Origin of the sequence: Solidesulfovibrio magneticus RS-1, from assembly GCF_000010665.1 — a bacterium.
GTDB classification, from domain to species: Bacteria; Desulfobacterota; Desulfovibrionia; order Desulfovibrionales; family Desulfovibrionaceae; genus Solidesulfovibrio; species Solidesulfovibrio magneticus.
The window spans coordinates 2,302,310-2,327,763 of record NC_012796.1 but is presented as its reverse complement, the minus strand read 5'-3'; the positions used below and the strand labels follow the sequence as shown (position 1 = coordinate 2,327,763).

Below are 25,454 nucleotides of genomic sequence, written 5' to 3'. Positions count from 1 at the left end.
CGAATTCCAGGCATTTCACAACGCAATGACTGGTTACGATGGTTTCAATCGGCTATTTCGTCAGAAAAAACCGTTTCCTGGCTTCCTCGGTGTCGGGAATCGGCAGGATGCCACGCTTGCGGACCTCGCTTATGGAAATCAGGTACGGCTCTTGGGCGTCCTCCTCGTCGCCGGCCTTGCCGGCTTTTTTGCGGGCCTCGGCCTTGCGCGCCTTGGCGTAGACCTCATCCATCTGGAGCTGGCCGGCCTTGGCCGCGTCCTCGAAAGTCGATTCACTCAGTAGCGTTGTTTCTAGATACAGCATCTGCTTGCCTTGCGGGTCCAGGGCAACGGCCACGAGCATATGCTCGGGCAAGGCCACAAGCCATGTCTCCAGGCCGATTTTCGTGAAAATCGAGGCCAGCAGGCAGCTGCCTTCCACGCAATTGGCCTGCCGCGACAACAAGGCGTCGCTGACAAACCGCACATGCTGCACCGCGACGTCATCAAGCTTCACGGACGCTTTTTCGATGTTCGAATAGCGGATGCCGCGCCGTCGCAACACCTGCCAGACGGCCTTGACCTGCTTGCGCACGCCGGCCGGATCGGATTGGTAGCCGTTAAAAGCGGCCACCTCCCGAGAGGTCAGGGCCTCTTGCAAAATCTGCTGCACGGCCGGGTGGTTCTCGTTGACGTAGGCGGCAAAGAGCCAAAGCGTCCCATAATACGTCTCATCGTCCTTCAAGCCGAACACGCAGTCATTGATGGAAGCGATGGAGACCTGAGCCGAACGCTCCCCCTGGGGGACGCCGTCCAGCCAAAGCTTGGCCGTCAGAGTCGCAGGCGAGGCATGACGCTGCAACACGACGGCCTCGTCCATGGATACATAAGGAAACACCTGATACACCTTGCCTTTTTGCGGCAAGGCCACCTCGACCCGACCAGGATGGACCAGGGGCGAGGAGGAAGTCAACTCCACCACGGCCTTGGCCCCGGCGCGTGGCGAGACCACCGAAATGCCGAGCAGACCGTTGGCGTCGCCCAGTTCGCCGTCCTGTTGCTGCGGATTCACCTGCATCTTGGCCATGCAGAGCATGAGCGACGGATAGAGCACGCCTTTCAGCCCAACCTGATCGAATTCCCAGGCGCTTTGGCGGGGTTGTCTGGCCGCGCTCGCGGCCGGGGCGGGTTGGGCGGTCCAGGCGGTCTGCCCCAGGCCCAGAACCAGGACCAGGGCGAGCAGCAGGCAACGCAGGACGAGTTGCCCAATTGCAGGAAAAGCAACAGGCGGCTTTCGGCAAAGATACGCTCTATTAGGCATGGGAACCCCTCCGCTTTGGGCTTGCTGGCGTGTCGGACGATCGATGCAAACAGAACGCCCGGCCAGAAGTCAGGCTTCCGAGCCGGAGGGAGCAGGGACTTCAGCTTGTCCTTAATCTCGCTTGGGCGGCAACGTCCACTGTTTAAAAAGCGGACAGCACGTCGTCGCAGGAGACCAAACGGACTCCGGCCCGGGCCATGGCCTCCAGGGCCGCCTGGGACGCGCCGGGCATCATGTCCACGCCGGCTATGGCGTCGACGGCCACCGTCACGCCGTAGTCCCGGGCCGCCGCATCCAGGGCGCAGGCCTGGACGCAGTATTCGGTGGCCACGCCGCACAGCCAAAGCCGCTTCACGCCAAGGCCCTGGAGGAGCCCGTCCACAGCGGCATGGCTGAAAAGGCTCATGGCGTCCTTGTGGGCCACGAGTTCGCCGGCTGCCGGAGCCAGTTCGTCGATGACGCGCGCGCCCCAGGACCCGGCCAGGCAATGGGGCGGCCAGTCGGCGAACTCCCGGGAATCGACCGGATGGGCGTCGGCGGCGTGGACCACGGGCAAGCCGGCGTCACGGAAGGCCCGGCGCAGCCGCGCGCACGCCTCGACCACGGCCGCACCTTTGGGGAAGTAGAGCTTCCCGTCGGGGTGGATGAAATCATTGAGCATATCCACCACGATCAACAGATCTTCCATGGCCCGACTCCTTGAAGCAACCCTATCGATACTACTCAGCCGACCAGAGAACCAATCCACGCCGACACCCTTTAAACATTTCTGCAGATGGGGGGTCTGGGGGCCTCAGGCCCCCAGCCGCGGGAGGCCTCTTTTTCTTCCCCTCCTTCCCACACCTCTCACACAACGCGCCGCAGGCGGGGGTTGTCGCGCAAGCTCCGGCCGGCCTTGGCCAGGGGCTGGCCCTCGATGCGCACGATGTCGGCGGTGGCGTACCAGGCGTCAAAGAGGCCGCCCACGCCCACGGCCTCGAACAGCCGGCCATGACGCGCCTCGTCGGCGGCAAAGGCGGCCGCCTTGGCCGGATCGCCAAAGCCGCTGGACAGCACGATGTTGACGTGGGCAAAGCCGGCCGCATCCAGGGCCTGGCGCACAGCCCGCACGCCGGCCACGGTGACGCCGGGGCCGGTCAGGTAGGGGCGGCCGTCAAAGGTCGCGCCGCCCTGGCCGATCAGTTCGCCCGAGGTGTCCAGGCGCACGCCCCACAAGCGCTCCCCCAGCGCCCGGGCCGTGTCCAGGGCGTCGTCGATTTCCTTGTTGAAGGTGTCGACAAGGGCGATGCGCGGACAGGTCGGCTCGATGTGGCGGTCAAAGGCCAGGGCGGCTTCGCGGGTGGCCCGCTTGGGGCCGAAGCGATGGGCGAAGGCCAGGACCAGGGCGTGGGGAATGGTGCCGACCCCGGCGGGCAGGCCGGCGGCCCGGGCGCCGGCGTCGGTGGCGCAGGAATCGAAACCGCCGGCCACGGCCGCCCGGCAGAGTTCCTCTTCCAGGGACCAGTGCCAGTGGCGGGCGCCGAAATACAGGAGATCCTTGCCCGGCAAGATCTGGCGTAGGGCCGCCGCCTTGGCGGTTGCGGCCAGGGGATCGGGCCGGGGAACGTCGTTTGCCAGGCTGGTGCGGGCGGTCAGGATGCCGAGGTAGAACGTCTCCAGCTCGATGACGTCGCCAATGGGGCCTTCGATGCGCATCACCGGCTCCAGGGGCGAAAAGGCCTCGCCCTCGGCCAGGGCCCAGACCTGGCCGCCATGCTCCATCAAGGGCGAATAGGCCAAAAACGCGGCGGCCGCCTCGCCAACGCCGGCGATTTTCCCGGGACCATTTCGAAAAAAGACCTGCACCGTAATCCACGGGTTGAGGCCTTCTTTTTCCAGGATATGGCGCGAGCGCAGGAAGTATTTGTCGGTGTAGGGCTGGTGGCGCGGGGGGAGATTGGGCATGGACGGCTCCGTGGGCGGCGCGTTGCCGCGAAAGTGGGGTAAAACTACAAGCTGTCCGCCGTGTTGCCAAGGGAAGGTCAAGGCGTTGAGCCGCCCTGCCCTTGCCCGCAAGGCCCGGTGACTGTTATGTCGGCCCTCCCGAGGCGACGGCCTGAAGCCTCGTGTCGCGTCCACGAAAACGTTTCTGCTCTTTCGAGGACAAAGACTTAAAATCATTCATTTTTAAAAAATACCATGGTATTTTATAGAGGGCGCGACACCAAGACCCGCGCGGGTCGCGCCCGGAGGCGCTCCCCATGACCGAAAAACACGCCGCCCTTATCGCCAAGGAACTGTCCGTCGCCCCGCGCCAGGTGGCGGCCGTGGCCGGACTGCTCGCCGACGGGGCCACGATTCCGTTTATCGCCCGCTACCGCAAGGAAGCCACCGGCTCCCTGGACGAGGTGGTCGTGGCCGCCGTGCGCGACCGCCTCCAACAACTGGCCGACCTGGACAAACGCCGGGCCGCCATCCTGGAATCCCTGACCGAACGCGACCTCTTGACCGACGCCCTGGCCCGGGACATCGAGGCCGCCCAGGACATGGCCCGGCTGGAAGACCTCTACCTGCCCCACCGCCCCAAGCGCCGCACCCGGGCGGCCATGGCCCGGGAACGGGGACTGGAGCCCCTGGCCGAACTGCTCATGCGCCAACGCGGCGTGCCCCCGGAAAAAGAGGCGGCCCGGTTCGTCAATCCCGAAAAGGACGTGGCCGACGTCGCCGCCGCCCTGGCCGGGGCGCGCGACATCATGGCCGAGGCCATAAGCGAGGACGCCGCCAACCGGGCCGTCCTGCGCGATCTTTTCGCCAAGCGCGGCCGCATCGTCTCGCGTCTGGTCAAGGGCAAGGAAGCAGACGCCGCCAACTATCGGGATTTCTTCGAGCGCGACGAAGCCGTGCGCGCGGTGGCCGGCCACCGCGCCCTGGCCATGTTTCGCGGCGAGCGCGAGGGGCTTTTGGCCCTTTCCCTGCGCCCGGTCGAGGACGAGGCCCTGCGCCAGCTCACGCGCCTGGTGGTCACGGGCCGGGGCAAGGACAGCGAACAGGTGGCCGAGGCGGCCGCCGACGCCTACAAGCGCCTGCTTGGGCCGTCGCTGGAAAACGAACTGCGCGCCAGCCTCAAGGACCGGGCCGACCGGGAGGCCATCGCCATCTTCGCGGCCAATCTGCGCCAAGTGCTCCTGGCCGCGCCCCTGGGACAGGCCCGGGTGCTGGCCCTGGACCCCGGGTTTCGCACCGGGGCCAAGCTGGCCGTCCTGGACGCCCAGGGCAACCTACTCCACTACGAGACCATCTTCCCCACCGGCTCCGAGCGCCAGCGCGACCAGGCGGCCGAGACCCTGCGCCAGCTGTGCGCCGCCCAGGCCATCGAGGCCATCGCCGTGGGCAACGGCACGGCCGGGCGCGAGACCGAACGCTTCGTGGCCGACCTGGGCTTGGGCGTGCCGGTGATCCTGGTCAACGAGGCTGGGGCGTCGATCTACTCGGCTTCGGAAACGGCCCGCAACGAATTCCCGGACCTCGACCTGACCGTGCGGGGCGCGGTAAGCATCGGCCGCCGGCTCATGGACCCCCTGGCCGAACTGGTCAAGATCGACCCCAAATCCATTGGCGTGGGCCAGTACCAGCACGACGTGGACCAGGCCGCCCTCAGGAAGGCCCTGGACGAGGTCGTGTCCAGCTGCGTCAACGCCGTGGGCGTGGATCTCAACACGGCCAGCGTGGAGCTGCTCACCGCCGTCTCGGGCCTGGGGCCAAGCCTTGCCGCCAACATCGTGGCCCACCGCAAGGAAAATGGCCCTTTCCGATCCCGGGCCGAACTGCGCAAGGTCAAGCGCCTTGGTCCCAAGGCTTTCGAGCAGGCAGCCGGTTTTTTGCGCCTTCGCGGCGGGCCGCCCCTGGACGCCACGGCCGTGCATCCCGAGCGCTACGCCCTGGTCGGCCGCATGGCCAAGGACCTGGGCTGCGCCGTGACCGACCTCATCGCCAAGGCGAGCCTGCGGGAAGGCATCGAGCCGGCCCGCTACGTCGCCGGCGACGTGGGCCTGGAGACCCTGCGCGACATCCTGGCCGAACTGGCCAAGCCCGGGCGCGACCCACGCCCCACGTTTTCGGCCTTCGCCTTTGCCGAGGGAGTGAGCGAACTGGCCGATCTGCGTCCGGGGATGCGGCTGCCGGGCCGGGTCACCAACGTCACGGCCTTTGGCGCGTTCGTGGATGTGGGCGTACACCGCGACGGCCTTGTGCACGTGAGCCATCTGGCCGACGCCTACGTGGTCGATCCGGCCAAGGTGGTGGCGGCCGGGCAGGAGGTCATGGTGACGGTGCTGGCCATCGACAAGGAGCGGGGGCGGCTGAGCCTGAGCATGAAGTCCGAGCCGCAAGCAACCACGGGATAACGGGCCTGATCCGCGCCGCCGCCCGGCGGCGCACGTTCATGGCGCTCCCAAAGCCTGACCGCCCGGCCTGGAGAGCGGCCCTTGCCCGGCGGAAGTCGCACTCTGCAGTCGGGCCTTGAGGATCATTGGATTCTTCGCCCGGCGCATTTCCATATTCGTCAAATCAACCCTGCCCCTCTCCCTCTTCGCCTGCGAGGCGGCTTCCTTTCCTGGAGCCTGCCTCGCAGCGCAACACCCTGAAGTACAGAAGCAATCACCCGCTGCATAGCTCCTCATCCTCCTTGAGCGGCCATTCGTGACCGCTCCCCTGCATCCCTGGACATTTTGCTTGCGACATTTATGTCGAACATTTTTGTCGCGCCAAACGCAACAAAAATGTTTGCAACCAATTCCGGTTGACAAATCAAAGCTCGAGTGAATCAGCTATCTTAAATTATATCGATAAGTTATCGAAAAAGTATCACGCCTGGCACACACTGGCATGACTCTTGCCTAAAGAGAGACATTCCAACTTTGCAGCAGGAGGCATTACAAAATGCGCAAGATCGCTATTTACGGCAAGGGCGGCATCGGCAAGTCCACCACCACGCAGAACACCGTCGCCGGGCTGGCGGAAATGGGCAAGAAGGTCATGGTGGTCGGCTGCGACCCGAAGGCCGACTCCACCCGTCTGCTCCTGCACGGTCTGGCCCAGAAGACCGTTCTCGACACCCTGCGCGAGGAAGGCGAAGACGTCGAACTCGATGACATCCTCAAGGAAGGCTACGGCGGCACCATGTGCACCGAGTCCGGCGGCCCCGAGCCCGGCGTCGGCTGCGCCGGCCGCGGCATCATCACCTCCATCAACCTCTTGGAGCAGCTCGGCGCCTACGAGGAAGACAAGAAGCTCGACTACGTCTTCTACGACGTGCTCGGCGACGTCGTGTGCGGCGGTTTCGCCATGCCCATCCGCGACGGCAAGGCCGAGGAAATCTACATCGTCTGCTCCGGCGAAATGATGGCCATGTACGCCGCCAACAACATCTGCAAGGGCATCGTGAAGTACGCCGACACCGGCGGCGTGCGCCTGGGCGGCATCATCTGCAACAGCCGTAAGGTCGATTTCGAAAAGGAAATGATCGAAGAGCTGTGCCGCCAGATCGGCACCCAGATGATCCACTTCATGCCCCGCGAAAATCAGGTGCAGCGCGCCGAAATCAACCGCAAGACGGTCATCGACTACTCCCCCGAGCACGCCCAGGCCGACGAATACCGGGCCCTGGCCAAAAAGATCGACGAAAACAAGATGCTGGTCATTCCCAAGCCCCTGGAAATCGCCCAGCTCGAAAAGCTGCTCGTCGACTTCGGCATCGCCAACTAGTCGCGCCGCTGCCCCGACACACAACGCACACACGCAAGGAGTATTTCATATGCAGACCATGGTCAGAGCGATCGTCCGCCCCGAGAAGACCGATGAAGTCCTGTCCGCCCTGATGGATGCCGGGTTCCCCGCCGTCACCAAGTTCAACGTGGCCGGTCGCGGCAAGCAGCGCGGCATCAAGATCGGCGAGATCCAGTACGACGAGATCCCCAAGGTCATGCTCATCTGCGTCGTGCCCGACTGCGACAAGGACTTCGTGATCAAAACCATCATGGAGAGCGCCCGCAGCGGTTCCAAGGGAGCCTTCGGCGACGGCAAGATCTTCGTGAGCCCGGTGGAAGAGATGTACACCATCTCCTCCGGCGTCAAGGAAGCCTAAGGGGGCGCGTCATGAAGGAGATTATGGCGGTCATCCGCATGAATAAGATGAACCAGACCAAGAAGGCCTTGGCCGACGCGGGCATCCCGGCCTTCGTGGCCCGCGAGGGCTACGGACGCGGCAAGGGTCTGGTCAACCAGGCGGTGCTTGACGGCGCCGCGGCCGGCAACGAGGAAGCCATCGCGCTTCTGGGCACCAAGGGCCGCCTGTACCCCAAGCGCATCATATCCATCGTGGTCCCCGACGATCAGGTCAAGGAAGCTGTGGACGCTCTTATCAGCGTCAACAAGACCGGCCAGGCCGGCGACGGCAAGATCTTCGTTATGCCCGTCTCCGATTCCGTGCGGGTCAGGACCGGCGAAGCCGGCGAAGCGGCCATCGTCTAGCCCGGTTTGGCGGACGTTCCCGGACCCCAAGACCAATGAGGTAGCAGCGAGATGAGCACCAAGCCCACCAATGTCGAAGAGATCAAGAAGGAATTGATCGCCAAGATGCCCACCAAGGTCGCGCGCAAGCGGGCCAAGTCCATCCTCCCGGGCACCGAGGTCGGCGAACCGATTCCCGAAATTCAGTCCAACGTCCGCACCATCCCCGGCATCATCACCCAGCGCGGCTGCACCTACGCCGGCTGCAAGGGCGTCGTTCTCGGCCCCTCCCGGGACATCGTCAACCTGACCCACGGCCCCATCGGCTGCGGCTTCTACTCCTGGCTCACCCGCCGCAACCAGACCGACGCCGGTCCGGACGGGGAGAACTTCATCCCCTACGCGTTTTCCACAGACATGACCGAGCACGACATCGTGTTCGGCGGCGAGAAGAAGCTGCGCGCGGCCATCCAGGAAGCCTACGACAACTTCCACCCCAAGGCCATTTCCATCTTCTCCACTTGCCCGGTCGGTCTTATCGGCGATGACATCCACGCCGTGGCCCGCACCATGCAAGAAGAGCTGGGCATCACCATCTTCGCCAACTCCTGCGAAGGCTATAAGGGCGTGTCCCAGTCCGCCGGCCACCACATCGCCAACAACCAGATCATGAAGCATGTCATCGGCACCAAAGACGTCGAAGTCGAGGGCAAGTTCAAGGTCAACATGCTCGGCGAGTACAACATCGGCGGCGACGCTTTCGAGATCGAGCGCATCCTGGAAAAGTGCGGCTTCACCCTGGTCGCCACCTTCTCCGGCAACTCCACCGTGGAAGATTTCCGCATCGCCCACGCCGCCGACCTCAACACCGTCATGTGCCACCGGTCGCTCAACTACGTGGCCGAAATGATGGAGACCAAGTACGGCATCCCCTGGATCAAGGTGAACTTCATCGGGGCTGAAGCCTCGGCCAAGTCCCTGCGCCGCATGGCCGCCTACTTCGAGGACCAGGAACTCATCGACCGCACCGAGGCCGTCATCGCCGAGGAGCTGGAAAAGGTCAAAACCGTCGTGGACGAAATCAAGCCGCGCACGGACGGCAAGACCGCCATGCTGTTCGTCGGCGGCTCCCGGGCCCACCACTACCAGGAACTGTTCAAGGAACTGGGCATGAAGATCCTGGGCGCGGGCTACGAGTTCGCCCACCGCGATGACTACGAAGGCCGCCACGTGCTGCCGACCATCAAGATCGACGCCGACTCGCGCAACATCGAAGAGCTCGAAATCCATCCCGATCCCGAGCGCTTCAAGCCCCGCAAGACCGAGGCGGAACTGGCCAAGCTCAACGAGCAGGGCCTGGACTTCAAGGGCTACGAGGGCATGATCGGCGGCATGGGCAAGGACGCCATGGTCATCGACGACATCAACCACTACGAGACGGAAAAGCTCCTGGAGATCTACAAGCCCGACATCTTCTGCGCCGGCATCAAGGAAAAGTACATCGTCCAGAAGATGGGGATTCCGCTCAAGCAGCTGCACAACTACGACATGGGCGGTCCCTACGCCGGGTTCAACGGCGCCATCAACTGGTACCGCGATATCGACCGCATGGTGAACACCAAGGTCTGGAACCTTATCAAGGCTCCCTGGCAGGCCGACGGTCCCGAGCTCGAAGCCACCTACGTGGCCTAGCAACGCACGCGATTGCGAGAAAGGAAAGCATTATGGCTCTCTTAAGACACACCACCGGCGAGATCAAGGAACGCAAGGCGCTCACCGTCAACCCGGCCAAGACCTGCCAGCCCGTGGGGGCCATGTACGCGGCCCTTGGCGTCAAGGGATGTTTCCCCCACAGCCACGGTTCCCAGGGCTGCTGCGCCTACCACCGCTCCGCCCTGACCCGGCACTACAAGGAGCCGGTCGTGGCCGGCACCTCCTCCTTCACCGAAGGTTCCTCGGTCTTTGGCGGCCAGTCCAACCTCATCACCGCCATCGACAACATCTTCACCCTGTATGACCCCGAGGTCATCGCCATCCACACCACCTGCCTCTCGGAGACCATCGGCGACGACCTGATGCAGATCTCCCAGAAGGCCAAGGACGACGGCAAGGTGCCGGCCGGCAAGCACATCGTCTACGCCAGCACCCCGAGCTACGTCGGCACCCATGTCACCGGCTACGCCAACATGGTCAAGGGCATCCTCAAGGGCTTTGTCACAAAGACCGGGACGCCCAACGGCAAGATCAACATCATCCCCGGCTTTTGCGAGCCGTCGGACATGGCCGAGATGCGCCGCCTGGCCGACATGATGGGCATCGACATCACCATGGTCCCGGACACCAATGGCGTGCTCAACGGCCCCATGACCGGCCATTACGAAATGTACCCCAACGCCGGAGCCACCCCGGCCGAGATCGCCGGCATGGGCGACGCCAAGGCCACCATTGGCCTCGGCCGCTGGGCCACCGCCGACGGCGTCAACTTCCTGGACGCCGAGTTCAAGGTGCCCGGCCACGTCATGGGCCTGCCCATCGGGCTTAAGGCCACGGACCGCTACGTCGATCTGCTGCGCAAGCTCTCCGGCAAGACCGTGCCCGACTCCATCAACTTCGAGCGCGGCCAGGTCGTGGACCTGCTCTCCGACTACAGCCAGTACTTCTACGGCAAGAAAGTGGCCATGGCCGGCGACCCCGACCAGGTGCTGGCTCTGGTCGAATTCTGCATCACCCTGGGCATGATCCCGGCCTACACGGTCACGGGCACCGCCGGTAAGTACTTCGACGAGCGCATGACCGAACTGCTCAAGGACGTGCCTTACGACTGCAAGTTCAAGTGCGGCGGCGAAGCCGACATGTACCTGCTCCACCAGTGGATCAAAAACGACCCCGTCGATCTGCTCATCGGCAACACGTACCTCAAGTACGTCGCCCGCGACGAGGACATCCCGCTGGTGCGCCACGGCTTCCCGATCCTTGACCGCGTCGGCCACCAGTACTTCCCGTCGGTGGGCTACTCCGGGGCCATGCGGCTGATGGAAAAGTTCCTGGAAGCGCTCCTGGATCGGCTCGACCGCGACGCTCCCGAAACCCGCTTCGAACTCCAGCTGTAACGACCGATCCCCGGTGTGATGTCCTCGCGACGCGACAACCGCGATCACGAGGACGTCACACCGGGACATAAAAAGCAGACCACGGCATGTGACGAGGATTGTGAAGGGACGCAACACGAGGGAGACGTAGGGACCATGGAAAAGCCGCAATACCTGATCAACGTCTGCGCGAGCTTTCGCGTCAAGGGCGAGGCCAAGGGCATCTGCCACAAAAAAGGCTCGCACAACCTGCTCGGCTACATGGAAGAAGGCATCCTCGACCGGGACATCGACGCCCGGGTGGTGAGCACGGGTTGCCTCAAGCAGTGCGAAGACGGACCGGTTGTGGTGGTTATGCCCAACAACTGGTGGTACAAAGAGATCGATAGCGAAGACAAGGTGGATGAGATTCTCGACGCCCTGGAAAACGGGGAAGCCTGCGAGGACCACCTGTTCACGTAGAGCCGGTTTGCCAACCGCTTGGATTGGACTCCCATACGGTAGCCGCCCCGCTGTTCACGGACCCAGCGGGGCGGCTTTTTTGCGCTTGACAAAACGTCAGATCAACGCAAATTAAATACACGATAAAAAATATTTTTTGACAAAGAAACCGTAGACACTGACATGAAAAACGCCGAAGAATGGTATCGCAAAGGAAGATCCTTAGAACGCATTGAACAGTACGAAGAAGCGCTGGCTGCATATGAGCAAGCGTTGCTATTAAACAAAAATCATGTTGACGCCTTGTTCAGCAAAGGCTTTGTCCTCAGAAAGCTTAATCGGTACGAAGATTCGTTAGCGGCCTTTACAACAGCTTCAGTCATCACTCCTAACGATCCAGACATATGGTACTATATCGGCAGAAATCTAGTCAAGGCAAATCGACCGAAAGATGCCTTGGCCGCTTTCGATACAGGCTTGAGATTGACTCCACAAGACAATGACTTCTGGTATGGAAAAGCAGATGCTCTCGTGAAAATGGGACATTTCAACGAAGCACTGACATATTTCGACAAATCTCTAGAACTCAAACCTGACGACGACAGGTCATGGAACGATCGGGGACTAGTCCTTTTCCATCTCCAGCGTTACGAGGAGGCGCTAGCTTCTTGTGAAATGGCCATACTGTTGGATGAAGAATACCCTATGTACTGGAACAACAAAGGCTTGACGCTTTCCGCTCTTGGAAACTTCAGCAGTGCTTTGGACGCGCATGAAAAAGCGACCAACCTGGACGCAGATTACGCGGCGGCCTGGCACGCAAAGGGCGTAGCTCTCTACAAGCTCGACAGATTTGACGAGGCCCTTACAGCATACGATGTTGCGATAAATATCGATCCAGATGTCGCCATTACTTGGACCAAAAAAGGTGATGCACTCAAACAACTCGACCGCGACGACGAAGCTCTTCAAGCCTACGAAATCGCCCTCAACTTGAATCCCTCTGATGCTGGCGCATGGTACAGCAAAGGGGTGATCCTTGGCACGCATGGACAATACGACGAAGCTTTGCTTGCTCTAGAAAAAGCATTACAAATAAACTCAAAAAGCCCGCATGCCTGGAACAACTTTGGTGCTGCGCTCAACTCACTTAATCGGCCTGAAGAAGCTCTCGCCGCCCTCGACATGGCGTTGAGCCTCGACCCTGAATTAATTCCTGCCCAACACAACCGCGCTGGAGCCCTTAAACAATTGGGTCGACTTGACGAGGCCCTGGCTGTTTGCAACTCCGTACTTGAGCTATTTCCTGATTTTGAACCAACTTCAAAAAGAAGACAGGAAATTCTTGAAATTATGAATCGCAAAATGAACCTTGACAAAACCATAAACTAACACACGACACACAAACCAACGCCAGCAACATCTACTCCTTACCCGTCGGCCACGCCGCCCCAACCACCCCATAATGCCTCACCACCGTCTCCGGCACGAGTTCATATACTTCGTCGCCGGGATACAGCACCGCCACCCCTATGTCCTCGCCGGCGAAGGCCTTAATATCCTCCAGCGATCCCCAGTACGTGACAAGCGTCACCTCGGCCACATCGCCGGGAAGCTCGCGCTCCAAGATTTGATAGCCGCGATACCCCGGCAGCGCCGAGGTCTCGGCCACGCCCGTGGCATACAAGTGCTCCATGAAGCCGTCGCGGTGGCGACGCGGCAGGGTGCATTTCCATTCGCGCGAGATCACGACAGCCGCTCCACGTCCACACGGGCCTCGTAATACGGCGTGCCCTGCCCCACCGCGCTGACCAGGTCCGGGATGAGACGGTTGACACCCTGGCCGTGGGACAGCCAGCCGCCTCGGCCGCAGGACACGACATCAGCCCGTGACGTCTCGTCGTGGCGCACGGTCACGACCAACTCGCCAAGGGGACTGACGAGCTTGGCCGGCGAACCGTCGGCGATGCCCAGCCGCGTGGCCGCTTCGGAGGCCATGGCGATTTCCAGCGGCCCCGAGTCATAGCCCGGCTCGCGCTCGGAACACAGATGCCCCACCGGGCCGACGGTGAGCAGCGTGAAGGGATAGCGGGCGGCGTCGCGGCAATCCTCGCAGGCCGTCACCTCCGTGAGCAGTTGGAAACGCCCGGTCGGCGTGTCGAACTTGCCGTCGGCCCAGGGGACCATGGGCGCGTCCGGGATGCGCACCGGCCCCTTCCAGAGGTCGTCCCAGGCCACGCCTTTTTCCAAAAGCGGCCGGATGAGCAGCCGCAGCCACTCCTCCTCGGTTTTGATGTACTCCCCGGCAAAGGGAAATCGCCGGCCAAGGTCCATGAAGATGTCGAACTGGCTGCGGCACTGCCCGGGCGGATCGACGGCGCGCACCAGCGGCCCGACGTAGTTGTGGCCAAAACTCGCCACCAGATCGCGCTGCTCGTAAAAGGCGGCGCAGGGCAAGAAGAGGTCGGCGTGTTCGGCCGTGTCGTCGAGGAAAAGATTCATGTGGACCACGAAGGGGACGCAGTCCAGGGCCTTGGCCACGAGATCGGCATTCGGGGCCATGCAGACCGGATTGGCGGCGGTGATGACGGCCATTTCCACCGGCGGGTCCTTGGCTTCGAGAATCTCCCGGCCGATTTGCGGCATGAGCAGCTTACGCCGGGGCGGATGCAGGCCCTCGCCCCACAGCTCCGGGTCGTAAGGCCCCCACTCCTCGAAGCCCTGGGACACGCCGCCGCCGGCCAGGCCGATGTTGCCCGAGACCGCGCCAAGGGCGTCCACGGCGCGCACCATCTCGTGGCCGAGCGTGAAGCGGTGCAGCCCCCAACCGAGCATGGTGGCCGTGGGTTTGCCCTGGGCGTAGGCCTCGGCCAGGGCGGCGACCACGGCCAGGGGCACGTCGCAGGCGGCGACCAGCTCGTCCATGCTCCACCGGGCCAGCAAGGCCAAGTAGCCGGCCAGATTGTCGGCCCGGGTTTCGAGAAAGGTTCGATCCTCCCAACCGGCCTCGATGATGCGTTTGGCCACGGCCAGGGCCAGGAACGCGTCGCGGCCGGGCCTTGGCTGCACGAGCAAATCGGCCAGGGCGGCGGATTCGCTTTGGCGCGGATCAATCAGCACGATGCTGGCCCCGCGCTCCCGGGCGGCGCGCAGATGCGGCATGAGCCCGAACTGGGTGGCGACGGGGTTTCTGCCCCACAAGACGATGGTGCGGGCGTTTTGAAGGTCCAGGGGATCGTGGGAAACGCGGGGGCCGTAGTCCAGGCCCTGGGCGGCGTAGCCCGTGCCGCCGCACAGTGTGCCGCGAAGGGTGGTCACCCCACCCAGGTGGGCGAAAAACCGGGCATTGACGATTTTGAGCGCCGTGCGTTCGCCAAAGCCCATGTAGTAGAGGATCGACTCCGGGCCATGGCGGGCAACGCAATCCTTGAGGCGCTCGGCCATCTCGTCCAGGGCGTCGTCCCAGGACACCGGCGTCCACTGGCCGGCCACGCGCCGCAGCGGCGTGGTCACGCGTTTGTCGCTGGTCATGCGCCGCAGGAAACCCGGCGTCTTGCGGCAGGCCGTGCCCCTGTTGACGGGATGGGCGGGGTTGCCGGTCAGTTTGACCACCCGGCCTTCCCGGACATAGGCGAGCAAGCCGCAGGCGCTGGGGCAGTCGCGGGTGCAGGTGGCGACCACGGGCGTGGTCACGCCCTGGGCGCCCGGGGCGGCGGAAAAAGCGGGGTCGAGGGCCATGCGTCCTCCTGGCGTCGGGCAAGTCGAAATGATGCGGCAAAGACTCGACTTTATCCCCGGCCGTGATCGTCGGCAACCCCGACACAAGGCCGTGCCCGGACCCGAAGACTGGTTCTGGTACGAAACAACGGACGGCTCGCCGCAGCGCCGCCGGGGCAAAGGCCCGTCGAAAGCGGAGGCCGGGCGTGTCTAGCGGCCGATCTCCGGCAGATTGGCCACGGGCAGGCTCAGGACGAAGCTCGTGCCCTGGCCCGGGGCGGACAGCACCTCCACCCGGGCCTTGTGGCGCTGGAGGATGCCGTGGACCAGGGCCAAGCCCTGTCCCGTGCCCTTGCCCACGGGCTTGGTGGTAAAAAAGGGATCGAAGACGCGCTGGCGCACTTCCTCGGACATGCCCGGACCGTCATCGGCCACGGCCAGCTCCACCACGGGGCCGTTTTGCACGGCCCGGATGTCGATATGTCCCTTGCCGCCCGTTCCGGCGTGCTGCTCCTCAATGGCCTGGGCGGCGTTGACGATGATGTTGAGCAGCACCTGGTGCAGATCGCCGGGCACGAACAGCACCGGCGGCAACCCCGCGTCGATGTCCAGGCGCACGTCGGCGGCGAACTTCCAGGCCCCGCGCGACACGGCCAGGGTGTCGGCCATGGCCTGCCCCACGTCCACGGCCATGGGCAGCTCGCTGCCGGGATGGGAAAAACGTTTCATGGACGAAACAATGCCGGTCACCCGGTCCAGGCCTTCCCGGGATTCGCGGATGGCGGACGGGGATTCCTCAAGCAGGAACCGCAGCTCCTCGTCGGCCAGCATCCGGGCCAGCTCCTCGGTCAGGCACAGGTCGCCCTCGGTGTCCAGGGCGGCGGCGGCCAAGCCGTCCAAGGTCTCGATGAGGCGGCCGAAAGCGTTGGCCAGAAATTCCAGATTGCCCAGCACATACTGCACCGGGGTGTTGATCTCATGGGCGATGCCGGCGGCCAGCTGGCCCAGGGATTCGAGCTTGAGGGCATGGGCAAGCTGGCGCTCCTGGGCCTTTTGGCCGCTGACGTCGACCATGTTGACCACGACTTCGTCGATGCCACCATCCGGGGCGAAAAGCGGCGCGGCGCTCACCGACAAGAATCGCCGCCCCCCGCCCGGACGGGCCACGGACAGGGCCATGTCGTAAACCGGCTTGCCCGTGGCCAGCACCCGGGCAAAGGGATGATCTGCCCGGGCCAGGGGACGGCCTTCGGCATTGGCCGCGCCGAACCCGGCGTCATCGAACATGTTTCCCGCCAGGGCACGCTGTTGCAACTCCAGGATGGCCGCAGCCCGGGGATTGCTGAACACGATGGCCCCATGGCGATTGAAGCGCAGCACTCCCCCGGGCAGAGCGTCCATGAGCAGGGCGGAAAATTCGCGCTCCCGGGCCAGGGCCGCCTCGGCCCCAAGCCGGCTGAGGGTACGCCCCAGGCGCTGGGCCACGAGCAAGGCCAACTCGGCCTCGTCCTCGTGAAAAACAATGTCCGGCTGTTTTGGATCGGGCGCTTCGTAATGCATTTCCAAAGCAGCCTCGGGCTGGGCCGAGCCAGCCAGTGGAATGCGCAGGCTTTGGGCACAGGAGCGAAAGCCGGGCGTCTCGTAAACGGTCCCATCGACCAGCAGACGGGCGTGAGCCGCTTCGGGGCGGCGCATGGCCGGGGGCAGCAAGGCGATGACGTCCTTGAAGAGGCGGTTTCGGGGCTGGCCGAACCGCTGGATCACGGCATGGACCTTGGACAGGCAGTCCAGGGCGCTTACCCGGCGGGAAAGATCGGCGGTGGCCTCGGCCAGGGCTGCTTCCTGGCGCGCCCGGCACAGCGCCAAGGCGCAGCAGTCGGCCTCTTGGCGGTAAAACTCCAGAAGCTTGCCCAGGCGTCCGGCCAACTCTGCCGGCCCAACCGGCTCCCGGATCACCTCGTCGGCGACACCAAAAGCGGCGGCAACGGCCGCATCATCGGCTCCGGCCGGCAGCACGGCCAGCACCGGAAACCCGGCCTCGCCCGAAGCAGCCTTTCGGGCGGCGACCGCCTCGCCGTGAGCCGCGAGCAACCCGGCCTGGGCCACCAAACCTTCAAGCTCGGCAGCCAAAGGCAGTCCGGCGACAAGGCCGCGAGCGTCGTGGCCCAGGGCTGACAGCAGCGCGCCAAGGCTCCCATCAACGCCCTGCCGGCCATCGCCTTCTTCCCAAATGCCTATTACGCCCATGATGGTTCTCGCTCCTTGTTCTTGGCCCGTCGCCCGTCCCGTCTAGCACCGGCAAGGCGGCATGGGAAGGCTTGGCCGCAACAAGCCATTGCCTTGGCCGGCCGGTTTCCGTATGACCTTGCAGTATCGGCTCATGGGCCGTTTCCCGACAAAGGAGTTCCGCCATGATCGCACTGTCCGTCGTCCTCGGCGTCGCCCTGCTTATCGGCCTCTACGGCATCGCCCTCTACAACGGCCTGATCCGGGGCCGCAACCTGGCCGAGGAAGCCCGCAGCGGCGTTGATGTTCAACTCAAACGCCGGGCGGACCTCATCCCCAATCTGGTGGAAGCCGTCAAAGGCTACATGGGTCATGAACGCGGCGTACTGGAATCCGTGACCGGCCTGCGCACGAAAATCCAGAACACTGCCGATGAAGCCGCCCGTTATCGCCTGGAAGGCGAACTGACCCAGGCCCTGACCCGTTTTTTTGCCGTGGCCGAAGGCTATCCCCAACTGCGGGCCAGCGAGAATTTCGCCTCCCTGCAACAGGAACTGGCCGCCATCGAGTCGGACATACAGCTCGCCCGGCGCTACTACAACGGCGCGGCCCGGGAGCAGAACAACCGGTCCCAGACGTTTCCGGCCAACCTGCTGGCCTCGTCCATGGGCTTTGGCCCCCTGCCCTATTTCGAGATCGAAGATCCGGCCGACCGCGCCATGCCGCGTGTGAGCTTCGACGCCGGAGCCGGCTCGTGAAACGAGCGGCCTTGCGGCCCGGCGGCGTTCTTGCGTCGCGCCCTGGAGAAAGGCGCTTGGCGGCAAACCGAAAAGTCTTTGGACAAAAAGCTGTTACGCGCATACTCCGCGCGTTCTACTCCCACAGCGCCATGCTGGCGGCTCTGGCCTTGCTGCTTGTCCTGGCCGGCCCGGCCGCAGCCCAGTCCGAGCGCCTCCTGTCCTTTGACAGCCGGGTGACCATCGCCGTCACAGGCGATCTCACCGTGGTCGAGACCCTGCGCGTCATGGCCGCCGGCCAGTCCATCCGCCAGGGCATCGTGCGCGAATTCCCCACCCGCTACGACATGCCCGACGGCAAGACCGTGACGACGGGCTTCAAAGTTCTGAGTGTGCGCCGAGACGGACGTGGCGAAGACTACCATACCGAGACGGCCGGCAACGGCGTCAAGGTCTACATGGGCAAAAAGGGGAAGCTCCTCGACCCGGGCGAACACACCTATGAGCTGACCTACGCAACCGACGGTCAGATTGGGCAGTTCGCGGACTACGATGAACTCTACTGGAACGTCACCGGCAACGGCTGGCGGCTGCCCATCGACCAAGCATCAGTCACGGTCTTCCTGCCGCCCGGGGCCCAGCCGGGACAGTGGGCCGCCTACACCGGGCCGGCCGGGGCCAAGGGCCGCGATTTCACCGCCCAGACCGGGCCGGGCACGTTTTATTGCCAAACGACCAAACCGTTGCCCCCAGGCTCGGGCCTGACCGTGGCCGTGAGCTTCCCCAAGGGCTTCGTCACCCTGCCCACGCCAACCGAACGTATCCTGACGAGCCGGGCCTTTCACCTCGCCGCCGCCGGACTGGTGGTGGTGACGGTTTTTTTCGTCGTGGCCTGGCTCATTGTCGGCCGCGACCCGGCCAAGGGCATCACTATTCCGCTTTTTTCGCCCCCAGACGGCGTCAGCGCCCCGGGCGCCCGCTACCTGCGGCGCATGGGCTATGACGACAAGGCCTTCGCCGCCGGGGTGGTGGAAATGGCCGTGGCCGGCGGGGCCGTCATCGAGGACGACGACGGAACCTACATTGTCGGACGCGGCAAGAAGCGCTTTCCCGAGGGTTCCTGGCAGGCCGGCCTCCTCGACGCCCTGCTTGGCGGCGCACCGGCCGTGCGTCTGGAACAGGATAACTATCAAGCCGTGCGGGCGTCGCAAAAGGCTCTTCGCGAAGACCTCAAGGACCGGTACGAGGGCAGCCATTTCCAGATCAACCGGGCGTATTTCTTTGTCGGTGTGGCGCTTTGCCTGCTGGTCTTTGCCCTGGTCGCCATCCATGCCGACGAGCCGGAGATGGCCGGCATGACCCTGGCATGGCTTGGCGTATGGAGCTTCGGCGTGGCCGCCCTGACCATGCGCGCCCTGCAGGCCCTGGCCAAGGCCAAGGCCCGGCCGCGCTTTCTGAGCATCGTCGGCGCGGCGTTTGCCTGTTTGTTCGCCCTACCCTTCGTCCTTGGCGAGCTGGCCGCCCTGGCCTTCCTTTCCATCGCCGTCTCCTGGCCGGCAGCCGGCTGCCTTGCCGCCATCGCCGTGGAAGCCGCGATCTTTCGCCACTTGCTCAAGGCCCCGACCAGGGAAGGCCGGCGGGTCATGGACGCTCTGGAGGGTTTTCGGCTCTATCTCCGCGTGGGCGAGCGCGAACGCCTCAACAGGCTTACTCCCCCGGAGCGCACGCCCGAACTTTTCGAACGCTACCTGCCCTACGCCCTGGCCTTGGACGTGGAAAACGACTGGGCGGCCCAGTTCGCCGACGTGTTGGCGCTGGCAGCGGCCGAGGGCTACCAGCCGGTCTGGTACGTCGGCCACGGTTGGAGTTCCGGGGACTTCGGCGGTTTTGCTGGTGACCTCGGCTCGGGGTTTTCCTCGGCCATCAGTGCCTCATCCACGGCCCCGGGATCGTCTTCCGGCTCGGGCGGCGGCGGGAGTTCTGGCGGCGGAGGCGGCGGAGGCGGAGGCGGCGGTTGGTAATCGGGCGGCGCAACCGGCAGCCAGCTTGAAGGCAAGGTCGTACCTTGCGGGTGTGCGTCAACCTCTTGCCGCGTCCCTAGAAATGTCGGCATTGTTTATTAAAATCAATATGTTATGGATATCACCCACGAAACACCCAGACGCTTCTTCCGAGGACACAACACCGGATCGACGCGGCGAGCAGGCAAGGCGTCTGGCTGCTCCAGAAGTCCCGAGACAGACCCGACCATTGCAGATAAACATTTATGGCGGACGGCATTGTTGCAGTGTAAATCATAGCGCGGAACGCCTCTGCAGCGGCACAGCAACGTGCGTCTGATCGGCCCTGCCGAACTTCCGCTTTTTCCCTTGGTTTTGCCGCCGACGCATGGTAGCTTTCTAATGCACGACAATTCCCGCTCTTTCTTGGCCTCCAGGCTCGGCATCAATCTTTCCCCGGCCCGGACCGCGTGCAAGACAGGCGCACTTTATCCCGACTACCGAGCGAAGCATGGAAACGCCGAACATCTCCGTCGCCATCCTCACCAATAACCTGCATCATGCCGCGCGAGACAAGAAGTGCTGTCTTGATCTCAACATCAAAAACGTCATCGTCTCCGACGAACTCGACGATCTGCTTGATCCCATCAAGGAAGACGCCGTCCAGGTGGTGCTCATCGACGCCGCCGTCAAGGGCATGGACGGAGCTAGCTGCCTGCGCGCCCTGCGCCGGGCCACCCGTTCCAAGCTCTTGCCCGTCATCATGGTGACCACCGAAAGCGGGCTGCAAAACGTGGTCAAGGCCATTGCCGCCGGCTGCAACGGCTACGTCATCCGCCCCTATTCTATGACCACCCTGGAGCGGCATCTGCAAATGGCCCTGGAGACCACCAGCGTCGACGAAGTTGAAGTCGAGCAGTTGCAAACGGCCCAGGAACTCGTGCAGCAAGGCCGCTTTGACGAGGCGTTGCAGGAATTTTCCGAGATCGTGGAAGAGGAAAACGAGTCCACCGTCTGGTTCAACAAGGGGATGGATTACCTGCACCGTCAAAAATACGGCAAGGCCATCGTAGCCTTCAACAAGGCCCTGGCCTTAAACGCCATGTACGCCGAGGCGTACCAGGGCATGGCCCACGCCTACAAAGGCAAGGGCGACGACGCCAACTACCGGGCCTATCTCGATAAATCCGCCGAGATTCTCGCTCTCCAGGATCGTCTGGCCGAGCTCAAGGAACTCTTCGCCGAGATCCTGCAAGCCAATCCCGACGCGGTCAACCCCTACAATTCCCTGGGCATCGACCTGCGAAAGCGCGGCGACTACCCCGGCGCCCTGCACGCCTACACCCAGGCCCTGACGCTGACGCCCAAGGACGAAAACCTGCATTACAACATCGCCAAGGCCTGCATTTTCGCCAAGGACTACGACCGGGCCATCTACCATCTGGAACAGGCGGCCAGCTTGCGCGACCCTTTCCCCGAGGCCACGAAACTCCTGGCCAAGCTGCGCGCCAAACAATACGACGGCCTCGCCCAAGCCCCGCAAACGACCGCAGCCGACGCCGGCCAGGCCGCCCTGGCCATGGACGTCTGAGCGCCCGGGCCGCGACATGAGCCAGGAAAACCGGATCAACGGCATCTTTTCGCTCAAAACCGCCGTTACGGTGGGTTTTGGCGTCACCAAACGGACAGCCCAGTCCGAGACGTATTGGTTCGTCAAGGAAATCGAGGACAACGCCTTCGACGTCCAGAGCCTGGACATGGACTTCAAGCGTCAGGGCGCGCCTTTTCGCATCACCCGGGAAAAGCTCTTCGAGGACTACCACCTGGAGCCGGACCTGAGCTATCGCCTGCTCAGCCAACCCCTGCTCGTGGGCGACCACTACCGGGCGTCCAACAAGCCGGCCAGCGCCGAGCAGGAATACCTCAAGATCAAGCGCATCGACGAAGACAACATCCGGGCCAACTTCGGCCTGGGGCTGGTCTATCTGTCCATGGACAAGACCGAGAAGGCCTCCTACATCTTCGACCGCTTGGTGAGGATGGAAGAGGCCTTCGAGCCGCGCCACAAGCACCTGTTCAACGAGTTCGGCATCAATCTGCGCAAAAAAGGCCTTTTCGACGAGGCGCTCAAGTACTATTTCCGGGCCCGCGAACTCTCCCCCGCCGATGATCATTTGCTGCTCAACATCGCGCGGGTCTACTACGAGCAGCACAATCTGGCCGAGGCTGAGAAGACCGCCCGGGAGGCCCTGGCCATCAATCCCGACTTAGCCGAAGCCAAAAGGCTCCTTGAGCGCATCTGGGACACGCCGCCGCGCATCGAACTGCCGCCCATCAAGATCTAGAGTCCCTCACTCTCCCCGCCCGCTGCCGGGCCATCCAGGCCCAGGGCCTGTTCGCACAGCAGCTTGCGCCCGGACCGGGCCAAAAGGCCGGCCAGCTCGTCTCGTCCGGGCATCCGGCTTCGGCCCAGGGCGGCCAGACGTCGGTCCAGCTCCCCGGCGGCCGCGAAATAGGCCCGGACAATAGCCATGAGGTCGCGTAAGCCGGCCAGACGAGACAGCCAGCCCAAGCCTTCGGCATAGACGATGGTTGAGGCGGCCTGGGCCGCGGCCACGGCATGGAGATAGGCCGCCGGGGCGACGGCAAAAAGCCGCTCCAGGTGGCGCGCCGCCACCAGCGGCGGGCAGTGGGCGGCAATAAGCTCTGTCAGCAGCGGGTCGGCGGCGATGTCGGCCACGGTCGGGGCCTGCCGGGCCATGGCTTCGCTCAGAGCGTCCTTAAGGGCCGTGATCTCCAGAGACGCCTCGCGGCTCAATCCCACCAGTCCCGTCGTGCCCCCGCGACGGCGGCGTTCGCGCAGCAGCAGCCCGGCCTCGTTCCGGGCCTTGCGGCCAAGAATCACCAGCACTTCCTCGACATAGCGGCCATGGCAGGCGGCCAGTTCCTCCTCGGTCATGGCCATGCCGGCCAGGATCTCGTAGGATGAGCAGATGACCCCGGCCTTGTTGGCCGAGGGGCCAGGCGCGATGAGCACCCCGGCCGCTTCCAGTCCCCGGCGCGCGCCGGAGGTCAAAAAGAGGTTGGCCCCCTCGATGACGACCCGGGCCGAGGGACGGCCGGCCTCGTCGCAAAAGGCGCTCCAGTTGGCGTCGTTGATGGTGTCCGGGCGGCCGCCGGCCGGGATGAAGAGGTCGGCTACGACGGTGTTGTGCAGGCTGGCCCGGGCCTTGGCCCCTTGTGGCGTGTCGGCGGCCAGGACAAAGGCTTGCGAGCCGGACAGCCGGGCCGGGTCAAAGCCGGTGATGGAGGTTTCGGCAGCCACCAGCCGGGCCAGCTCGGCCGCGTCCAGGCCGGCCGGATCGTAGGCCGCGCCGTGACCGTCGCTTATGGCCAACACCTTGGCCCGGTCGCCATAGCGGGAAAAGAGCTGGATCAGGGCGTTGCCGGCCACGTCCCCAGCCGGGCCGCCGGTCAGCTTGACCGTGAATTCCTGGCGGTCGGGGTCAATGCCGGCCTCGCGCAAAAAGGCGTCGGCGAATTCCAGCACGCCAAGGCTGGTGACGCCGTAACGCTTGTGGTTGATGCCGCCCTCGGGCTTGGAACTCATAAACGCCCGGGGCCAGCCGTAGCCGCGTTTGGCGGCCCGGCGCACGATCCAGCGGATATGGTCCGGGGTGATGCCCTCATCCGGGCCGAGATAAACGAGCTCGGGCCGGCCCAGATAATCGACCACGCCGGGAAGGGTATCGGCCTCGTCCCCGGGCACGAGCAGGTCGAGCAGCCCGTCCACGGCGCTTTTGAGCGCCAGGGTGGGATCGGCCCCGGGATCAAGGAGCAGCACGGCCTTGGCCCCGCCTTCGGGGATATCCTTGTTCTTGAGCTGCTGGGACTCGGCCAAGTGCTTGGCCTCTTCGTAGAGCCGGCCGGACTCCAGTTCGAGCTGGGCCCAGGTCCGGGTCCGCACCAGACGCACCCCGCCCCGGGCCATCTCGCGGTAGCGCACGTGGAAGCCGCGCATTTTTGGGCCGGCAACGAAAAAGAGCGCATGGGGCAGGTGCTCCCCGGACGGTCGAGGCACGCCGCCAATTGCCTCGATGACGCCGGGGTCGAGACGGAACGCCAGGCCGAAACGGTCGGCCAGATAACAGTTCGTGCGCAGCACATGCCGCCACAGTTCGATGACGGCGGCAAACACCTGCCGGGCCAGATCGTCGTCGAGGCCGTCCAGCACGGCTCCGGCCAGCGGCCCATCGTCGGTTTCCCGATGCCGCACGGGCAGTTGCGGATCAAACCGGGCGGCAAACACATCCAGCAGCGCCCTGGCCCGGGCCGGATGGGCGATAAGGACGCCGTGCACGTTGTCCATGGAAAAGGCGTAGCGGTTTCGGGGCAGCAGGAATTGCCGAGCGCATTCGCAGCCGGCCCCGAGCAACTCGACTTCCTCCTGGGCAAACCCGTGCCGCGAAGCCAGGACGGCCAGGGGCTGATCCTGGGCCGGCACGCTCCACTTGACCCGGCGCAGAAGCAGCCGCAGCCGTTTCCAGGCCGCGTCGGCCGGGTCAAGGGCCCGGCCTCCCCGGGCGACGTAGAGGCTAATAACCGACAGGTCTCCGCCGGCCAGGACAAACCGGTCGGAATAGCCGCGCAGGATGGACAGGCCCTCGGACATGACGGCCTGGGCCACTTGCAGCAAAAGTCCGGACCGGGGCGGCTCACGCATGGCCAGGACAAGCCGGCTCTCGGAAGCGTCGGCCAAAAGATGCAGCTCCACCCGCACGCCGTCGCGGCCGTCGAGTTCCCGGGCCAGGGCGAAGTGGCGGGCGGCCCGCAGGGGGTCGAACTTCTCGACGTAATCCGCCGGTGCGCCGCCGAGAAAGGCGGTGAAAGCCTGGCGGAACCGGGCATCGAGATGGCCGCCGGCCATCATGGCGGCCACGGCCCGACGCATGGCCGGGCTTTTGGGGGCCACCGGCGGCTGGGGGTCGAGCAGAAAGGTGTCCAGCCGCAAACGGCCGTCCAGGGAGGCGTAGAGCCGCGAGGTGCGAATATTGTCGTCAACCCGTTCGGCCAGATGGTCGAGCAGGCAGGAACCGTTGGCCGGGGCGATGCGGGTCAGCCGGGTGCGGGTGGCGTCCCAGAGGGTAGCCGATTGGCCGCCGGTCAGCACTTCGCCGGAGATGACGGCGCGCAGGTGGCGGGCCTGTTCGGCGGCGTCGTGGGTGCGGAAATAGTAGGCCGGCATGTTGGCCGCGAACCAGGGAGCCAGTTCGCTCACCTGGCGGCGTAGGTCGCGGTTGACGCTTCGGGCGAGGACGGCGGCGTCGGGCAGGCTGGACTCGGGCATGGCGGACGGCTCCTTGGCGAGGGATTTCGGACCATCTCCGTCATGGCCAAAGCTTTGCCAGATGGCAAGGGGACTTGCGCCCGGGGCCGGGCTGCCGTACCCAACGGTTTT

19 protein-coding genes are annotated in these 25,454 nt (G+C 64.4%); 12 read left to right on the top strand and 7 right to left on the bottom strand.

What is annotated here, in order from left to right; translation table 11 throughout:
• Positions 1-52 precede the first annotated feature (52 nt).
• The 3 genes from DMR_RS09745 to DMR_RS09735 form a co-directional block, all read right to left on the bottom strand.
• Positions 53-1,300 (bottom strand): hypothetical protein, encoded by a 1,248-nt coding sequence (locus DMR_RS09745; protein WP_015860741.1) that lies wholly within the window; start codon positions 1,298-1,300, stop codon positions 53-55.
• A 142-nt stretch (positions 1,301-1,442) separates the two neighbouring features.
• Complete coding sequence (locus DMR_RS09740; RefSeq protein WP_043600425.1) at positions 1,443-1,988, bottom strand: cysteine hydrolase family protein; 546 nt, start codon at positions 1,986-1,988, stop codon at positions 1,443-1,445.
• Between the two features lie 158 nt (positions 1,989-2,146).
• Positions 2,147-3,244 carry a nicotinate phosphoribosyltransferase gene (locus tag DMR_RS09735; protein ID WP_043600424.1) on the bottom strand — a complete coding sequence of 366 codons (1,098 nt, stop codon included), beginning with the start codon at positions 3,242-3,244 and terminating at the stop codon, positions 2,147-2,149.
• 296 nt (positions 3,245-3,540) lie between these two features.
• Here DMR_RS09735 and DMR_RS09730 point away from each other — a divergent pair, with 296 nt between their 5' ends.
• The 8 genes from DMR_RS09730 to DMR_RS09695 all read left to right on the top strand — a co-directional run bounded on the left by DMR_RS09730 (position 3,541) and on the right by DMR_RS09695 (position 12,708).
• Positions 3,541-5,682 (top strand): Tex family protein, encoded by a 2,142-nt coding sequence (locus DMR_RS09730; protein WP_015860738.1) that lies wholly within the window; start codon positions 3,541-3,543, stop codon positions 5,680-5,682.
• 535 nt (positions 5,683-6,217) lie between these two features.
• Positions 6,218-7,042 (top strand): nitrogenase iron protein, encoded by an 825-nt coding sequence (nifH, locus tag DMR_RS09725; RefSeq protein ID WP_015860737.1) that lies wholly within the window; start codon positions 6,218-6,220, stop codon positions 7,040-7,042.
• 49 nt (positions 7,043-7,091) lie between these two features.
• Positions 7,092-7,421: a P-II family nitrogen regulator gene (locus DMR_RS09720; RefSeq protein ID WP_006919643.1), complete on the top strand. Its 330-nt coding sequence runs from the start codon at positions 7,092-7,094 to the stop codon at positions 7,419-7,421.
• An 11-nt stretch (positions 7,422-7,432) separates the two neighbouring features.
• Positions 7,433-7,807: a P-II family nitrogen regulator gene (locus DMR_RS09715; RefSeq protein ID WP_015860736.1), complete on the top strand. Its 375-nt coding sequence runs from the start codon at positions 7,433-7,435 to the stop codon at positions 7,805-7,807.
• 51 nt (positions 7,808-7,858) lie between these two features.
• Complete coding sequence (gene nifD, locus DMR_RS09710; protein ID WP_015860735.1) at positions 7,859-9,478, top strand: nitrogenase molybdenum-iron protein alpha chain; 1,620 nt, start codon at positions 7,859-7,861, stop codon at positions 9,476-9,478.
• Between the two features lie 32 nt (positions 9,479-9,510).
• On the top strand, positions 9,511-10,896 hold the full coding sequence (nifK, locus tag DMR_RS09705; protein WP_015860734.1) for a nitrogenase molybdenum-iron protein subunit beta: 1,386 nt from the start codon (positions 9,511-9,513) through the stop codon (positions 10,894-10,896).
• 135 nt (positions 10,897-11,031) lie between these two features.
• Positions 11,032-11,337 carry a (2Fe-2S) ferredoxin domain-containing protein gene (locus DMR_RS09700; RefSeq protein WP_015860733.1) on the top strand — a complete coding sequence of 102 codons (306 nt, stop codon included), beginning with the start codon at positions 11,032-11,034 and terminating at the stop codon, positions 11,335-11,337.
• A 162-nt stretch (positions 11,338-11,499) separates the two neighbouring features.
• A complete protein-coding gene (locus tag DMR_RS09695) occupies positions 11,500-12,708 on the top strand; it encodes a tetratricopeptide repeat protein (protein WP_015860732.1) in 1,209 nt (402 codons plus the stop codon).
• Between the two features lie 31 nt (positions 12,709-12,739).
• Here DMR_RS09695 and DMR_RS09690 read toward each other — a convergent pair whose 3' ends face one another.
• The 3 genes from DMR_RS09690 to DMR_RS09680 all read right to left on the bottom strand — a co-directional run bounded on the left by DMR_RS09690 (position 12,740) and on the right by DMR_RS09680 (position 17,280).
• Positions 12,740-13,066, bottom strand: a complete 327-nt coding sequence (locus tag DMR_RS09690) for a hypothetical protein (protein WP_015860731.1) — start codon at positions 13,064-13,066, stop codon at positions 12,740-12,742.
• A complete protein-coding gene (locus tag DMR_RS09685) occupies positions 13,063-15,054 on the bottom strand; it encodes a molybdopterin-dependent oxidoreductase (protein WP_015860730.1) in 1,992 nt (663 codons plus the stop codon). Before DMR_RS09685 ends, DMR_RS09690 begins: the two co-directional genes overlap by 4 nt.
• A 189-nt stretch (positions 15,055-15,243) precedes the next feature.
• Positions 15,244-17,280 (bottom strand): two-component system sensor histidine kinase NtrB, encoded by a 2,037-nt coding sequence (locus DMR_RS09680; protein ID WP_015860729.1) that lies wholly within the window; start codon positions 17,278-17,280, stop codon positions 15,244-15,246.
• Positions 17,281-17,444: 164 nt separating this feature from the next.
• Between DMR_RS09680 and DMR_RS09675 the strand changes: the two genes are divergently transcribed.
• From DMR_RS09675 to DMR_RS09660, 4 genes are all read left to right on the top strand, one after another.
• Positions 17,445-18,017 carry a LemA family protein gene (locus tag DMR_RS09675; protein ID WP_015860728.1) on the top strand — a complete coding sequence of 191 codons (573 nt, stop codon included), beginning with the start codon at positions 17,445-17,447 and terminating at the stop codon, positions 18,015-18,017.
• Between the two features lie 131 nt (positions 18,018-18,148).
• Positions 18,149-20,017 (top strand): DUF2207 domain-containing protein, encoded by a 1,869-nt coding sequence (locus tag DMR_RS09670; protein WP_232502903.1) that lies wholly within the window; start codon positions 18,149-18,151, stop codon positions 20,015-20,017.
• A gap of 490 nt (positions 20,018-20,507) precedes the next feature.
• Entirely contained in the window at positions 20,508-21,587 is a 1,080-nt protein-coding gene (locus DMR_RS09665) for a tetratricopeptide repeat protein (RefSeq protein ID WP_015860726.1), read from the top strand.
• A gap of 16 nt (positions 21,588-21,603) precedes the next feature.
• Positions 21,604-22,341, top strand: a complete 738-nt coding sequence (locus tag DMR_RS09660; protein WP_015860725.1) for a tetratricopeptide repeat protein — start codon at positions 21,604-21,606, stop codon at positions 22,339-22,341.
• Here the strand turns inward: DMR_RS09660 and DMR_RS09655 are convergent.
• Positions 22,338-25,343 (bottom strand): NAD-glutamate dehydrogenase domain-containing protein, encoded by a 3,006-nt coding sequence (locus DMR_RS09655; protein ID WP_015860724.1) that lies wholly within the window; start codon positions 25,341-25,343, stop codon positions 22,338-22,340. The two genes, DMR_RS09660 and DMR_RS09655, sit on opposite strands and share 4 nt — an antisense overlap.
• Between the last annotated feature and the right edge of the window lie 111 nt (positions 25,344-25,454).

Bases quoted from the DNA above. Each gene is read 5' to 3' on its own strand.
- DMR_RS09745 (WP_015860741.1), bottom strand. From the start codon at position 1,300: ATGCCTAATAGAGCGTATCTTTGCCGAAAGCCGCCTGTTGCTTTTCCT.
- DMR_RS09740 (WP_043600425.1), bottom strand. From the start codon at position 1,988: ATGGAAGATCTGTTGATCGTGGTGGATATGCTCAATGATTTCATCCAC.
- DMR_RS09735 (WP_043600424.1), bottom strand. From the start codon at position 3,244: ATGCCCAATCTCCCCCCGCGCCACCAGCCCTACACCGACAAATACTTC.
- DMR_RS09730 (WP_015860738.1), top strand. From the start codon at position 3,541: ATGACCGAAAAACACGCCGCCCTTATCGCCAAGGAACTGTCCGTCGCC.
- nifH (WP_015860737.1), top strand. From the start codon at position 6,218: ATGCGCAAGATCGCTATTTACGGCAAGGGCGGCATCGGCAAGTCCACC.
- DMR_RS09720 (WP_006919643.1), top strand. From the start codon at position 7,092: ATGCAGACCATGGTCAGAGCGATCGTCCGCCCCGAGAAGACCGATGAA.
- DMR_RS09715 (WP_015860736.1), top strand. From the start codon at position 7,433: ATGAAGGAGATTATGGCGGTCATCCGCATGAATAAGATGAACCAGACC.
- nifD (WP_015860735.1), top strand. From the start codon at position 7,859: ATGAGCACCAAGCCCACCAATGTCGAAGAGATCAAGAAGGAATTGATC.
- nifK (WP_015860734.1), top strand. From the start codon at position 9,511: ATGGCTCTCTTAAGACACACCACCGGCGAGATCAAGGAACGCAAGGCG.
- DMR_RS09700 (WP_015860733.1), top strand. From the start codon at position 11,032: ATGGAAAAGCCGCAATACCTGATCAACGTCTGCGCGAGCTTTCGCGTC.
- DMR_RS09695 (WP_015860732.1), top strand. From the start codon at position 11,500: ATGAAAAACGCCGAAGAATGGTATCGCAAAGGAAGATCCTTAGAACGC.
- DMR_RS09685 (WP_015860730.1), bottom strand. From the start codon at position 15,054: ATGGCCCTCGACCCCGCTTTTTCCGCCGCCCCGGGCGCCCAGGGCGTG.
- DMR_RS09680 (WP_015860729.1), bottom strand. From the start codon at position 17,280: ATGGGCGTAATAGGCATTTGGGAAGAAGGCGATGGCCGGCAGGGCGTT.
- DMR_RS09675 (WP_015860728.1), top strand. From the start codon at position 17,445: ATGATCGCACTGTCCGTCGTCCTCGGCGTCGCCCTGCTTATCGGCCTC.
- DMR_RS09670 (WP_232502903.1), top strand. From the start codon at position 18,149: ATGCTGGCGGCTCTGGCCTTGCTGCTTGTCCTGGCCGGCCCGGCCGCA.
- DMR_RS09665 (WP_015860726.1), top strand. From the start codon at position 20,508: ATGGAAACGCCGAACATCTCCGTCGCCATCCTCACCAATAACCTGCAT.
- DMR_RS09660 (WP_015860725.1), top strand. From the start codon at position 21,604: ATGAGCCAGGAAAACCGGATCAACGGCATCTTTTCGCTCAAAACCGCC.
- DMR_RS09655 (WP_015860724.1), bottom strand. From the start codon at position 25,343: ATGCCCGAGTCCAGCCTGCCCGACGCCGCCGTCCTCGCCCGAAGCGTC.